A 14,663-nucleotide genomic window follows, 5' to 3' on the forward strand; every position below is an offset into this window, starting at 1 on the left:
GATGATGTTACTCCATGTAAACATTACACCTCTCGGAACTGTAAACGATGCACTTCGACCTGACCGACCTGCGCCTTTATCTGAACATTCTGGAAAGCGGCAACATCACTGCCGGCGCCGTTCGCAGTCATCTTTCATTGGCCGCTGCCAGTGCGCGAATCCGCGCGATGGAGGCCTCGTTCGGTGTCGCCCTTCTGCTGCGTGGCCGTCGTGGCGTCACACCAACTCCCGCCGGGAAGGCCCTGGCCCATCACGCCCGCGTTCTCCTGCAAGATGCCGAACACCTGCGGCAGGAGCTCGCTGAATACGCAGTCGGCGCAAAAGGCCAGGTGCGCGTGTTATGCAACACCACTGCAATCACCGAGTACCTTCCGGAAATTTTGGCGGACTTCCTGGTCACTCATCCCAACCTCGACATCGATCTGCAGGAAATGCCCAGCCAGCGCATCACTCACGCCTTGCGCCAAGGCACGGCCGACCTCGGTATCGTCTCTGATGCGGTGGACACTCACGCACTTGAAACCCTGCCCTTTCGGGACGATCCGCTGGCACTGATCATGCCCCCGGAACATGCCCTCGCAGGTGACCGCCCTCCCACGTTCAGCGAGACGCTCGCCCACGATTACGTTGGCCTCGCCGCTCATAGCGCCTTGGCCGTATACCTCGAGGAACAGGCGCTGCACGTTGGTTCGCGTCTGCGGATACGCATTCGCGCCGACGGTTTCGACGGCGTCATGCGGATGGTCGCTCGTGGGGCTGGACTGTCCATCGTGCCACTTGCGGCGCTTGAGCGCAGCGCCAGCGCCCTCAAGACCTACGAACTGCGCGAACCTTGGGCGCAACGCAAGCTTCTGCTCTGCGCCCGTGATTTCGCTGCGCTGCCGGGGTACGCCAAAGCACTGCTGCAAACGTTGAGGCAGTCGCCGCGCAAATGCGCGTTTCTGGACAGCTCGATGTCGAGCACAGACAACTGAAGGCTGTACCGGCGCTATAGGGTGCGAGCTCTGTTCTCAAGCCTGCTGCCCCGGAGTCCACATGACCGCACCGATTACCGTTCTTCGCGACACTCACCCACTGCCCGTCCTCGACGCCTGCAAGTGGGAAAAACTCGAAGGCGATCCGCACACCGTCAACCTCAACGCTTATACCAGCGAAGACGGCAGCAAGATCATGGGTACCTGGATTTGCACGCCGGGCAAGTGGTATGTGGAATACGTAAAGTGGGAATATTGCCATTTTCAGGAAGGCTACTGCGTGATCACGCCGGAAGGCATGGCGCCGATTCACCTGCGCGCGGGTGACATCTTCGTGGTCGAGCCGGGCATGAAAGGCACGTGGGAAGTGGTGGAAACGGTGCGTAAGTATTTCGTGTTTGCCTGAGGCAAAAAAAACGGGCCCTGTGGCGAGGGGGTTTACCCCCGTTAGGCGGCGAAGCGGCCGTTAAACCTGCTTGCGGGGGGGGTGAGTGAGGAAAATGGGGGGAGTGCTGCGCACTCCAACGGGGGCAAGCCCCCTCGCCACAGGCAAGCCCCCTTGGCACAGGCAAGCCCCCTTGCCACAGGCAAGCCCCCTCGCCACAGGCAAGCCCTCTCGCCACAGGCAAGCCCTCTCGCCACAGTCAAGCCCCCTTGGCACAGGCAAGCCCCCCCTCGCCACAGGCAAGCCCCCTTGCCACAGGCAAGCCCTCTCGCCACAGGCAAGCCCCCTTGCCACAGGCAGCTCCATCACCAGGGCAAGTCTCTTCGCCATAGGCAGGCCCCTTCGTCGCAATCCCGGTTGAACGCCTTACTGGGGCTTGCGATAACCGTTGATGATCGCCGAGAAGTCCTGCCCCCCCTCTCCGCGCTGACTCATCGCCTGATACAGCTGCTGCGCCACCGCGCCAAGCACCACCGGTTGATGCGCCTGACGCGCCGCCTCGGTCGCCAGGCCGAGATCCTTGAGCATCAGATCGGCACCGAAACCGCCGGTGTATCCGCGCGAGGCCGGCGCCGTTTCGACAATGCCCGGCCACGGGTTGTACATCTCCGAACTCCAGCAACGTCCGGTAGAGCTGTTGATGATGCCCGCCAGCACCTTGGTGTCGATCCCGAGCGCATCGCCCAGCGCCATCGCCTCACTGACGCCGACCATGGATATGCCCAAAAGCAGGTTGTTGCAGATCTTGGCGATTTGCCCGGTGCCGACTTCGCCACAGTGAACAATGTTGCGGCCCATCTGCGCCAGCACGGGTTGCAGGGTGGCGAACAGTTCTGGCGTCGCGCCGACCATGAAGGTCAACGTCCCGGCCGCCGCACCACCGGTGCCACCGGACACCGGCGCATCGGCCACCGTCACGCCCTGTTTGGCAGCGGCAGCAGCGACGTCGCGTGCCGTCTGCGGATCGATGGTGCTGCAATCCACCGCCGGCACGCCCGGCGCAATCCCCGCCAGCACGCCGTCTTCACCCAGCCAGACGCTGCGCACATGCACGGCAGCGGGGAGCATGGTGATCACCAGTTCCGCGCCTTGTGCCGCTTCACGGGCCGACGGGCTGATGCTGCCACCCAGTTGTTCCAGTTCAGCCAGCACGGTCTTGTTCAGATCGACCAGACTCAGCGAATGGCCGGCCTTGATCAGGTTGCGCGCCATCGGCGCGCCCATGTTGCCCAAGCCGATAAAAGCGATCTTCATGTCCGGCTCCTTAACGCAAGTTGATGGTGGTGTTCACACCGTCATTGACGCTGTCGTCATCGAACCAGCGACTGGTGACTGTCTTGGTCTGCGTGTAGAACTGCACCACTTGCTTGCCATACGGGCCGAGATCGCCAAGCTTGGAGCCGCGCGAACCGGTGAAGCTGAAGAACGGCACCGGCACCGGGATCGGGATGTTGATGCCCACCTGACCGACATCGATTTCAGTCTGAAACTTACGAGCCGCCGCACCGCTCTGGGTGAACAGGCCAGTGCCATTGCCAAAAGGATTGGCGTTGACCAGTGCGATCGCCTCGTCGAGCGTGTTGACTTCCAGTACGACCAATACCGGGCCGAAAATTTCCTGAGTGTAGATCTGCATGTCGGTGGTCACGCCGGAGAACAGCGTCGGACCGACAAAATTGCCCTGTTCGTAGCCTGCAACCGAGATGTTGCGACCATCGAGTTCCAGCTTCGCGCCTTCCTTGATGCCGCTTTCGATCAGGTCGAGAATCCGTGCCTTGGCGCGTTTGGAAATCACCGGCCCGACGTCGGTGCCCGGCTCGCTGCCAGCGTTCACCTTGAGTTTCTGCGCCAGCGCCTTCAGGTCCGGCAGCCACTGCTTGGCCGCGCCTACCAACACCACCACCGAGGTCGCCATGCAGCGTTGCCCGGCGGCACCGAAACCGGCGCCGACCAGCGCATTCAACGCTTGTTCGCGATTGGCATCGGGCAGCACCACCGCATGGTTTTTTGCGCCCATCATCGACTGCACGCGCTTGCCATGTTTGCCGGCCAAGTCGTACACATGCGTGCCGACGGCGGTCGAGCCCACGAACGAAACAGCCTTGATGTCCTTATGCGTGCAGAGCGCATCCACCACGTCCTTGCCGCCATGAACGACGTTAAGCACGCCAGCAGGAACGCCGGCCTCAAGCGCCAGTTCGACCAGCAACATGGTCGACAGCGGGTCCTGCTCGGACGGCTTGAGTACAAAGGTGTTGCCGCAGGCGATGGCCATCGGAAACATCCACAGCGGAATCATTGCCGGGAAGTTGAATGGAGTGATACCGGCACAGACGCCGATGGGCTGGCGCAAGGTGTAGGTGTCGACGCCGCCCGCCACATTCTCGGCGAATTCGCCCATCTGCAGGGTGCCGATCGAGCACGCATGCTCGACCACTTCCAGACCACGGAAAATATCGCCTTCAGCATCGGCAATGGTTTTGCCTTGCTCATTGCTGAGCACCACGGCAATGCGTTTGGAATGTTCGCGGATCAACGCCTGCAGCTTGAGCATGATGCGCATCCGCGCGCCGATCGGTGTCAGCTTCCAGGTCTGGAAGGCTTGATGCGCGGCGCTGATGGCGGCATCCACTTCCTGCGCAGTGGCGAAAGGCACCTTCGCCAGCACTTGCTGGGTCGCCGGGTTGACGATGTCATGCCACTCGGTGGTTTGCGACTCGACCCATTCACCGTTGATCAACAGCTTTACCTGCTGAACGGTGGTTTCGTTTGGCGTGAGCGATACGTTCATGTCTGGTCTCCTGGACGTTGTTTTTATCGAGAGAACTGTAGGGTGGCGTAGGCGAGAAAATCGCCCTGCGATAAGGCATGCGTCGCGAGTTGGTTGTCGGACTGTTTTTGGAGTATAGATGTGCAAACTTCTAATAAGAACGCACATTAAAGCCGGTCCAACATGCAAAAAAACATCACGTCCCTGGGCGCCCTTAACTGGGATGACCTCAAGTTTTTTCTCGAAGTCGCCCGCACCCGCAAGGCCAGCACTGCGGCCAAACGACTCGCGGTGGATTACACCACCGTGTCACGGCGCATCAGTTCGCTGGAAAGTGCTCTGGGTACGCTGCTGTTCGAAAAATCCCGGACCAGCGGTTTTGTCCTGACTGCCGAGGGCCAGCGATTGCTGGGCTATGCCGAATCGATCGAAAGCACGCTGCACATGGCTTGCGAGCAGGTATCAGGTTCCGGCGTCGCGTTGTCCGGGCATGTGCGGATGGGCTGCACGGAAGGTTTCGGCAGTTTTTTCATCACTCCGCAACTCAGCCATTTCGTCGACACCTACCCGGCCATTTCGGTGGACATCCTGCCGCTGCCGCACTTCATCAGCCTGTCCAAACGCGAGGCAGACATCGTCATTGCCCTGGAGCGTCCGGAACATGGCCCGTACGTCTGCTGCAAACTGTGTGACTACCGATTGCAGCTGTATGCGACCCAGGACTATCTCGACAAACATCCACCCATTCGCCGCCCGGCAGATCTGGCCAAACATTCCTTCATCAGTTACGTCGATGATCTGGCCTTCAGCTCGGAGCTGCTGTATCTGGCAAACGTGCTGCCCGGCGCCAGCGCCAACCTGCGCAGCACCAGTGTGATCGCGCAATTCGTGGCGGCGCAGCAGGGGCGGTCGCTGGCGATTCTGCCGTGCTTTTTGGCGGCTCAGGATCCAAGGTTGCTGCCGGTGTTGCCGGAAGAGGTGAATATCACGCGGCAGTTCTGGATGTACTGCCGCGAGGACCTGAGGAAGCTCAAGCGGATTACCCTGTTGTGGGATTACATCCGTAGGGTGACTGAGCAGAATCAAGGTTTGTTGATGGGACAGGATCGCCAGATGCTGTTTGCCGATTAGTATTCCAGCATCAAACCGCTCAAGCGCTTGACCTTGCGCCGCACTGCCTCTTCGAATACGCCGGTGCGTGGCTCGATCAAGGTGAACCCGTGCTTGGCCCGGGTAATGCCGGTGTAGATCAGCTCCTTGGTGAGCACAGGATTCAGGGCATCGGGCAAAATCAGCGCGGTGTGAGCGAACTCCGAGCCCTGGGATTTGTGCACCGTCATTGCGTAGACGGTTTCAACATCATTGAGCCGGCTCGGCAATACAAAGCGCACGCCGCCCTGGCCGTCGTTACGCGGAAATGCAACGCGCAATACCTGCCGCCCGGCTTCCGGGCCCTCGCGCTCGGGCAGTTTCAGGGCGATGCCGATGTCGCCGTTCATCAGGCCCAAACCATAATCGTTGCGGGTCATCAGCACCGGCCGACCTTCGTACCATTGCTGATTACTGTCGATCAATCGGGCCTTGAGCAGCGCCTCGGTCACGCGTTGATTCAGGCCTTCGACGCCCCACGGTCCCTTGCGCACAGCGCAGAGCAACTGGAAGGCATCGAATGCCTGCAACACTTGCTGCGCCCAAACGGTCCAGCGCGGGTCTTCCAGTGGACTGTCGAGCGCTGGCCGCTGGCTGCGCAGCAGGCTCAGGTAATGGCGATAACCTTGCGGCCCCTCACCATGGCCTTCGAGCAGCAAACGCTCCAGCATTCGGTCGTGCTCACCTTTCAGGTGCAGGGAAAACACATCGGCGTGATTCCCTGCCTGCAGCAACTGGCGCGCTTGCTCCGCCTGCTGGTTGTTCACCCGTCGAGCCAGTTGACCGATTCCGCTGCCCTCTCCGAAGCGGCGTGAATGGCGCAGCATGACGACCTGCTGAGCCAGTGGATGCGCGCCATCGAGATCCTCCTGCAAATCGCTGCCCGTAAGGTTTTCACCACTGACTGTCTCCAGCCACTCGCGGGTTTGCGGGGTGTACCAACCGGCTTCGGCATCACGGCACAGATCACCCAGCACGGCACCGGCCTCGACCGATGCCAACTGATCCTTGTCACCGAGCAGCACCAGTCGAGCATGGGCGGGCATGGCGTCGAGCAGGTTGGCCATCATCTCCAGGTCAATCATCGAGGCTTCGTCCACCACCAGAACGTCCAGCGGCAGGCGGTTGCCAGCGTGATGGCGAAAATGTCGGGTACCGGGGCGACTGCCGAGCAGACGGTGCACAGTGGTGACATCGGAAGGGATTTTGCTGCGCACGGCTTCATCGACGTCCAGCGTGCGCACTTGCTGACTGATGGACTCGGTCAGCCGCGCCGCAGCTTTGCCGGTGGGCGCGGCGAGACGGATGCGCAGCGGTTTGCCGGCTTCGACTGCGGGCGCTTGCAGCAACGCCAGCAAGCGCACGACCGTGGTGGTTTTGCCGGTGCCCGGGCCGCCAGTGACAATGCTGAATGCACTGCGAGTCGCCAAGGCACAGGCGAGTTTTTGCCAATCGATCACCTCGCCATGCCGTGCAGCTCCGAACAGAGCGGTGAGGCGTTCCGGGAGATCAGCCGGCATGCTTTCGTGCTCAGCCAGGCGCAAGCGCAACGCCAGGTCTATCCGCCGCTCATAGGTCCAATAGCGGCGCAGGTACAAGCGTGTTCCGGAAAGCACCAAGGGGCGCTGCTGCGCGGTTTCGCCGGCATCGCCCGCCGATGCAACCAGGCTGCTTGACGCCAGCACTTTGCACCAGTGGGTGCCGTCGAGTGCCTCCAGCAATTGCGAAGGCAGCAGCATCGCGCTCCCCTGCACGTCACCCTCCGGCGGCAAAGACAGAGCGAAGTCAGGCTCCTTGAGCGTTTCGAGCACGTCCAGGCACACGTGACCATGGCCCAACTGGTGGCTGGTCAACGCCGCGGCGAGCAACACCAATGGATCGTCATCCGGCGCCAGCTCGTGCAGAAAAGCCACGAAGGCTTTGTCCAGCGCCCGCAGCCAGCCACGCTCGACCCAGCGCGTGAGCAACTTGAGCAGATCATCGGCGCGGCTCAGCGGCGCCAGGCTCGCCAGGCTTTCGGCAGCCAATGGCACCGGCAACAAATCGGCGAATGTGCGAGTCACAGCAGTTCTCCCTGAACCCACGCAGGTTCGGCTTTGAGTACCGGCTTACCCTGGAACAGACGATCCAGACGCTCGATCAACTCTTTTGGCGGACGGGCAAAATACACACCCTGGCTCTGCGCACGCGTACCGCGCAGGAACAGGTACACCGCACCGCCCACATGCCGTTCGTAATCGTAATCGGCAAGGCGCGCTTTCAGTTGGCGGTGCAGTGCCAGCAGATACAGCACGTATTGCAGGTCGTAACGATTATCCAGAATCGATTGCTCCATGGCTTGCTCGGTATATGCCATGTCGTCGACACCCAGCCAGTTGGATTTGTAGTCTGCGACGTAGTAACGGCCATCATGTTCGAAGGTCAGGTCGATGAAACCTTTGAACATGCCATTGAGCAGCACCGGCTCTGCTGCCACTCGAGCAACGCCGTTGTGAGTGTGCTGACAGACCAGCTCGTCGAGTTCCAGCACATCGACTTTATGGCTGGCGAACCAGAACTCCATCTCGACACGATACTGGCTCAATCCCTCGAGAATCACCGGCGCTTGATCGGCACCAACCGGCAGCGGCGATTTCAGCAGGTGTTGCAGCCAGTCGCTCAATGTCGAGATCCAGCCTTCCCAACCACGGCGATTGCAACGACGAGCGATGGCGTCTTCTATGGCTTGAGGCGTTGCCGTGAAACCTTCGTCACCGGCCCATTCCAATAGACCATGAAGGAAAGTACCCGGGCCGGGACCGCGCGGGAACCGATGAATATCGGCACCTCCGCTGATAATTTCTCGCGGCGCTTCAGGATCGAGGCGCTCATCATCGAACAGCTTTTGCGCTTGCGGACTCTCCGGCGCTTCGTCACTGCCCACGCTCAGACTGTCGCCGATTCGCAAGGCGCTGTAGGAGGCAATCCACCAGTTCTCGCTAGCCTTGCGACTGGGAACCAGCGGCGCGAGTAACCGCGCATTGTTGGGTGGCGGATGGTACTGCTCGGCCGTCGGCTCGAGCATCTCGGCGTAAACAAGCGCCGGACAGTCCTGCTGCAAATCTTCAAGCCAGCGCTTCAAACCTGCCGACTCGGCCAGCGGCGCGCCACCGCCGAGCAAATACCCCAAGGCCGAGAGGTGCAGCACCGAACTGTTGTTATTGCCCCGTTTCAGATCAGTGACACCCAGCCAACAGGCATGCTGCGCGCGAGTGAGCGCGACGTAGAGCAAGCGCAGATCCTCGGCCAACCGCTCATCATCCGCCAGCGCAATGAGCTCCGGCGTGGGCTTGAGGGTCATCTGCGGCTTGCCGTTTTCATCATGGTAATGCAGCGGCAAACGGCTGCCGTCCACTGGCTTGGCCGAACAAATAAACGGCAGAAACACCAGGGGATATTCGAGCCCTTTGGATTTGTGAATAGTCACAACCTTGACCAGTTGCTCATCACTTTCCAGGCGCAGGATCTGCTCCTCACCCGCCTGCCCGGACAAGGCCAGATGCTCGGAGAAATAGCGGATCAGTGCCTGCTCACCATCAAGCTCGGCGGCTGCCTGTTGCAACAACTCGGACAGGTGCAACAAATTGGTAAGAACCCGTTCGCCATCGCTGCGGGCGACCAATGTCTGCGGTAAGCGGAAGTCATGCAGCAAGCGTCGCAGCATTGGCAGCACGCCCTGCTTGCGCCAGAGTTCGCGATACCCCCGGAATTGCATGACCCGCGCTTCCCAGGCCAATTCGTCCTGATTGAGACGCTCCAGTTCCGCCAGCGACAGATCAAGAGTGATGCACGCAAGAGCGGCCCTTAATGTCCGCTCGATATCCGGTTCTGCACAGGCCTTGAGCCAGACCAGCAAGTCGTGAGCTTCCTGAGCGGCGAACACCGAGTCCTTGTCCGACAAATAAACGCTGCGTACACCACGATCGGACAGCTCTGCGCGGACGGCCTGAGCCTCTTTACCATCGCGCACCAGAATGGCGATATCCGCCGGCAACAGACCTTTGAAGTCTTTGCCCTCCTGCATGAACCCTGCAGTCCCCTGCTGACCACCGTTGAGCAACGCGGTGATTTGACTGGCGCACGCCGCGGCCATCTGCTGCCGGTAACCGGCACCGGACAATGGTTGATCAGCGGACAAATGCCAGATGTTCAGAGCGGGGGGCAACTGACCGTCGACGCTCAAAAACTCTTTGCGCCCCTGAGACCCGACCGGCAAAAAAGGCACAGGGTTTTCGCCTGTCTTTTCCCGAAACAGAAAGGCGCCCCGGCCGGACTCGCGCAATTCGGCCCGCTGGAAAACATGGTTCACCGCGCTGACCATGCCGTGGCTGGAACGGAAGTTGGTGCCCAGCGTGTGCAGTCGACCTGTAGTCGCCAGACGGGCGCGCAAGTAGGTATGAATGTCGGCGCCACGAAAAGCGTAGATGGCCTGTTTCGGATCACCGATAAGGAACAGGCCGCTCTCAGGATTGTTGTCTTCGATGCGATAGATGGTTTCGAAGATCCGATACTGCACCGGATCGGTGTCCTGAAACTCGTCGATCAGCGCCACTGGAAACTGGTCGCGAATCAAGGTAGCCAAGCGCTCGCCGCCTTCGGACTGCAGTGCGGCATCGAGGCGCAACAGCATGTCATCGAAACCCATTTCTGCGCGGCGACGCTTTTCTTCTTCGAAGCGCGCGCCTACCCAGCGTGCCGCGTGCTCCAGCACCGCCGCGTCAGGGCTTGGCAAGCCTTCAAGGCTGGCCTTGAGCCCGGACATCGCATCCAGTCCGGGGTGATTGGGCACGTCGCCTTTTTTCCAGGCTTCGGCCATTCCGTCGGGCGTCAGCCGAATGAAACCGGTACCGATGTCCAGCACCTCGATGGATTCATCTTCAGCCCAGGCTTTCATTTTTTCGAACCAGGGTTCGAAATAACGCGCCTGCATCTTGCGGCCATCGACACTTTTGCTTTCGACGCCTGCGTAACAGATCGCGAGCAGTTCGTCAGCCCACTGCCGCCATGGCATCTTGAGTTCGAGCAAAGCAGTGCTACGTTCCAGCAGAGATTCGGTGATCAGATCAACCGGACCTTTACCTTCAATACTGTCGCGCTGGCTGGCGAACAAACCACGTACCCGCGGCAGTAATGCTGCCGGCCCGCCCCAGTTGGTGCGAACCCAATTCAACGCATCGCCCTGCATCGGGTAGCAATGAAGTCGCCAATAATCACGCAGGACTTCGCCCAGCAAGTCGCTGTGATCGGTTTCCAGCGACTGGGTGAACAGGCTGCCACTGTCGAAGGCGTGTTCGCGCAACATCCGCTGACACCAACTGTGGATGGTCGAGACAGCTGCTTCGTCCATCCATTGTGCTGCGATGTCCAGGCGATTGGCACAGCCGGACCATTGCTCGGGAAGGTACTCCTCACGCAAATCGGCAATGAGTGCATCCGGTGCGGGCGTTTCATCGCGGAAGTACCGCGCGGCCTCTGCAAGGCGCGTGCGAATACGCTCGCGCAACTCTTTGGTCGCCGCGTCAGTGAAGGTCACGACGAGGATTTGCGGCGGCAATAATTCACGGCCGAACCCGCTGATAGCTCCGCCGTGGCCGAGTACGAGACGAAGGTAAAGCGCAGATATGGTAAACGTCTTGCCAGTCCCGGCGCTGGCTTCGATCAGTTGACTGCCGCGCAACGGGAAAGCCAGGGCCAGAGGCGTTTTTTTAGTCATGACCGCGCCTCCTCGCTGGCCAGTGATCGCCATCGAGCCTCAAACATCGGTTTGTACAAAGCGTTGCACCAGTCAGGGAAGGTTTCATCGGCAATCAGTGCGTCGTAATCGACGAATTGTCGGAGAAGCGCAGGGCTTTCGCGACGCTCGCCTTCGCTGGTTTGACCGTCGCCTTCATAAGCTTTGCGGGCAGCGGCGTCGGCTTTTGCTGGATCTGTATGAGCGAGCCAGGCGAACGCAGTTTTGACGGCAATGGGCAACGGCAGGCGCATGCCTGAGCGCCAGGCCATCAACAGATCGCCCAGCGTGCTCAGTGCGGTTGTTTCGTCCATCGGTTCCAGCAGCAGTGTATCGTCACTTGCCACCAAGGCAGTGGTCATCGCCATCCCGCTGGCGCAGGCCACCAAGTGATTGACCCAAGGTCGCGTGAGGCGATGCCATTTTCGCGATTTGATCGAGCCGATGCTGTTGGGAATGGTGGTCAGTGACAACAAGCCACCGTCAGCCCGTTGATGCAGGCCACTCAGCCAGCCTTCAAGACGTAGACCTTGCGACTCCAGGCTTACAGGCAGTGCACTGCTGAGCGGTGTTGGCCACAACGCAAGGATCTGGTTGTAACGTTGCAACAGGTCCGGCAACGGTTCGATCAGCTCCCGCTGAATGTAATCACCAAATCCGGCCAAGGGTAGCAAGCCACTGTTTTGCAGACGTCTGGCCTGCGCTTCGAGCGCGTGATCGACCCGATCCAGCTGGCCCATCGCGGCCTCGAGCAAACTGTCGCTGAGGTTATAGCGCTGGAGTGCGTCCAGTACGAACGGCTCTTCGTCGGGGAGAGGTACTTCAGTCGCTTCGAAAAACACCTTGAGGCGCTGACTGAAAAAATGTCTGACCGGATTGCGCAGAAAATCCTGCAACTGTCCCAGGCTTAAAGGTTCTTCCTGGATATAGTCGTCAAGCCATTCGCTAGCATTGTTTGCTGTATCGGCTTGATGGAGCACCTGCCATTCAGTGGCGTAGCTGAAGAGCGGATCGCCTTCATGGAAATAGCGGGCGCTGAAGGGTTGCAGTGGATGTTCCTGGGTCAACGCTTCAAGCAGGTTTTCGTCGGTACCGGAGAGTCGCCAGCCGCTGGCAAGATGGTCGCGCAACTGGCCGATCAATACTGAAGCCGGGCGCTCGCTGTTGTCCCGAATGCTGCGCCCGATCCAACTGATGTACAGCTGATCTCGAGCTGAAAGCAACGCCTCGAGCAGCAAATAACGGTCATCTTCGCGCCGGGAACGATCACCGGGACGGTAATCGCTGCCCATCAGGTCGAAGTCCAGCGGTGGCTGCGCACGCGGGTAATCGCCATCGTTCATGCCCAGCAGGCACACCAGTTTGAACGGGATTGCGCGCATGGGCATCAAGGTGCAGAAGTTGACCGAGCCTGCCAGAAAGCGTTGGGATAACCGCCCTTGATCGAGACCGGCCAGCCAGGCCTCGCGAACCACTGTCAGCGGCAATTCATCGTGCAAACCGACGGACTCGCAGGTGTCCAGCCAGGTCTCTCGCAACTCTTCAAGCTGAGCCAGTACATAGTCGTCATGTTCGTTACTGGCCTGGAAGAACAGCTGCACCAAGGCTTGCAGCCGTATGCCCCATTGTTTCGGGGTTGCCGGATGAGACAGTTCCTGATGAGCAACTTCCAGCGTATCCAGTAGCGCGACGAGAGGCCCGATCAGTGCCGCATCAAGACCACCAATCTCATCGTAGGGCTCAATTCCTTCACAAGCACTGGCGCTGCCGACGGCATAGCCGAGCAACATCCGGCGCAACCCGAAACGCCAGCTGTTTTGTTCCAGTTGCGGTGGCAGGCCCAGACCCGCTCGCTGCTCGGCGTTCATGCCCCAGCGGATACCCGCACCTTCGATCCAGCGATGTAAAGTCGGAAGGTCGCGCTCCTCGACTCCAAAGCGCGCGCGCAATGCGGCGACATCCAGCAAATCGAGGATCTCGCTGACGGGAAAACGACTGTCGGGAAGTTTGAGCAGATGTTCGACCGCAATCAGCAGCGGATCTCGACCGCGCTGACCTTGGTCGGTAAGGGTGAACGGAATGAAGCGGGGATCCTGTCGCTCCATCTGACCGAATACGGCGCGAATATGCGGTGCGTAACTGTCGATATCCGGGACCATCACAATGATGTCGCGAGGTCGCAAATCAGGATCGGCACTAAAGCGTGCGAGCAACTGGTCGTGGAGTATTTCAACTTCTCGCTGGGCACTGTGGGCGATGTGAAAACGAATGGATGTGTCTTTCTTTACATCGACTGCAGGCCAATGCTCACGGGTTTCACTTAATGGGCGCAGTTCCAGAATATCGTCCTGCAGTTCATTGAGCATGCTCTGCGGCTGGCTATCACTGAACAGGTCGATGCGCCCGTCGCGGAAGGCAGCGCGATAGCTGTTCGGATCGTCATAGCTATCCAGCAGGTTGATGTAGTCCCGCCCTTGCTTACCCCACGCGGCGAGGAGTGGGTGAGCATGCTGATGCAGTGTTTGCGGGTCGAGCACGACTGGCATGCCGCTCTTGCGCGCCTGCCGTTTGTATTGATGCCTTAGCAGGTCTTTATCGGCGACGATGTCTGCCCAATGATGGCGACACGGGTTATGCACACAGAGCAAGACCTGACTGAAGCGTGCCAGTCCCGCCAAGGCTTCCAAGGCTTGGGCTGGCAGTGAGGAAATGCCGAAAACGATTACTCTGGAAGGTAGGCCATCGGGCGCAACGTCGAGGCTGTTGATCCGTTCGATAAACCGTTGATGGACGCCCGCTCGACTCTGCGCCATGCCTTGTTCACCGACATCCAGCAACAATGCACGCCACAACTCCGCCTGCCAGCAATTCGCCGGGGTAAGGGGTTTGGCTTCCCCTCGAACGCTACGTAATTGATGCCGACCGTCTGCCCAGTCTTCGAGCCAGTCAGCCCGGTAGACCTGATATTGGTCGAACAAGTCAGCCAGGCGCTCGGCGAGCTGATAGCGTTTACGCAGATCGGTGTCATTCGTAAGGAAGCGTTGCAAGGGTTCGAAGTGCGGTTGATTGATCAACTGCGGCAGCAGACGCATGAGGCGCCAGGTCAGCGGGGCTTTATCAAGCAAGGATTTGACCGGGATTTCATTTCGACCCAGCACCATGCGGTACAACTGCCACATGAAGCTGCCCGGCAGCTGCACGTCAATGGCTGCGGCAATGCCGCATCCGCCCGTATCGTCTTCCTCAGGATCTTCCGCGAGCGCCAGCTTCAGCCATTGCGCGATACCGTTGCTCTGTACCAGAGCAATTTCGTTTTCCAAGGGAGCCAGAGGGTAGCGCCGCATCCAGCTGACCACCAGGCTGCGCAACTCGTCCAGGCGGTTACCGTGAACCACCATAAAACCAGCATTGAGGGACGTTGCGTCCGGCATAAAGGCTTCCTTGGAAAATATCAAAAGCTAGGGCCAGACCTTAGCATTGTCGGACGTCCAAGACAGCCAAACGCTGTCCGAAGATGCTGTACGAACTTTCCTGCGGGCAAAACAAAACCCCTAC

At 59.8% G+C, this 14,663-nt stretch carries 8 protein-coding genes; 3 read left to right on the forward strand and 5 right to left on the reverse strand.

All coding sequences use genetic code 11. The features are described 5' to 3' along the window. The first annotated feature begins 47 nt into the window (after positions 1 to 47). Positions 48 to 974, forward strand: coding sequence for a LysR substrate-binding domain-containing protein (locus tag F8N12_RS11660; RefSeq protein ID WP_150580569.1), 927 nt, complete (start codon positions 48 to 50; stop codon positions 972 to 974). A 61-nt stretch (positions 975 to 1,035) separates the two neighbouring features. Continuing rightward, positions 1,036 to 1,380 carry a cupin domain-containing protein gene (locus tag F8N12_RS11665; RefSeq protein WP_028624747.1) on the forward strand — a complete coding sequence of 115 codons (345 nt, stop codon included), beginning with the start codon at positions 1,036 to 1,038 and terminating at the stop codon, positions 1,378 to 1,380. Positions 1,381 to 1,785: 405 nt separating this feature from the next. Here the strand turns inward: F8N12_RS11665 and mmsB are convergent, their stop codons facing one another. Continuing rightward, complete coding sequence (gene mmsB / locus F8N12_RS11670; protein ID WP_150580570.1) at positions 1,786 to 2,673, reverse strand: 3-hydroxyisobutyrate dehydrogenase; 888 nt, start codon at positions 2,671 to 2,673, stop codon at positions 1,786 to 1,788. Between the two features lie 10 nt (positions 2,674 to 2,683). Further along, the gene (locus F8N12_RS11675) at positions 2,684 to 4,210 is read right to left on the reverse strand and encodes a CoA-acylating methylmalonate-semialdehyde dehydrogenase (RefSeq protein WP_150580571.1); all 1,527 of its coding nucleotides are present in this window, start codon (positions 4,208 to 4,210) and stop codon (positions 2,684 to 2,686) included. Between the two features lie 162 nt (positions 4,211 to 4,372). Between F8N12_RS11675 and F8N12_RS11680 the strand changes: the two genes are divergently transcribed. After that, entirely contained in the window at positions 4,373 to 5,320 is a 948-nt protein-coding gene (locus F8N12_RS11680; RefSeq protein ID WP_150580572.1) for a LysR family transcriptional regulator, read from the forward strand. Here F8N12_RS11680 and recD read toward each other — a convergent pair. Genes recD through recC form a run of 3 tightly spaced genes read right to left on the reverse strand, consistent with a single transcriptional unit; the run spans position 5,317 to position 14,539 of the window. Further along, positions 5,317 to 7,401, reverse strand: coding sequence for an exodeoxyribonuclease V subunit alpha (gene recD, locus F8N12_RS11685; RefSeq protein ID WP_150580573.1), 2,085 nt, complete (start codon positions 7,399 to 7,401; stop codon positions 5,317 to 5,319). The two genes, F8N12_RS11680 and recD, sit on opposite strands and share 4 nt — an antisense overlap. Then, complete coding sequence (recB, locus tag F8N12_RS11690; RefSeq protein ID WP_150580574.1) at positions 7,398 to 11,090, reverse strand: exodeoxyribonuclease V subunit beta; 3,693 nt, start codon at positions 11,088 to 11,090, stop codon at positions 7,398 to 7,400. The genes recD and recB overlap by 4 nt, the downstream gene beginning before the upstream one ends. Next, the gene (recC, locus tag F8N12_RS11695) at positions 11,087 to 14,539 is read right to left on the reverse strand and encodes an exodeoxyribonuclease V subunit gamma (protein WP_150580575.1); all 3,453 of its coding nucleotides are present in this window, start codon (positions 14,537 to 14,539) and stop codon (positions 11,087 to 11,089) included. The genes recB and recC overlap by 4 nt, the downstream gene beginning before the upstream one ends. Between the last annotated feature and the right edge of the window lie 124 nt (positions 14,540 to 14,663).

This window comes from Pseudomonas fluorescens (assembly GCF_902497625.1).
Classification (GTDB): domain Bacteria; phylum Pseudomonadota; class Gammaproteobacteria; order Pseudomonadales; family Pseudomonadaceae; genus Aquipseudomonas; species Aquipseudomonas fluorescens_BQ.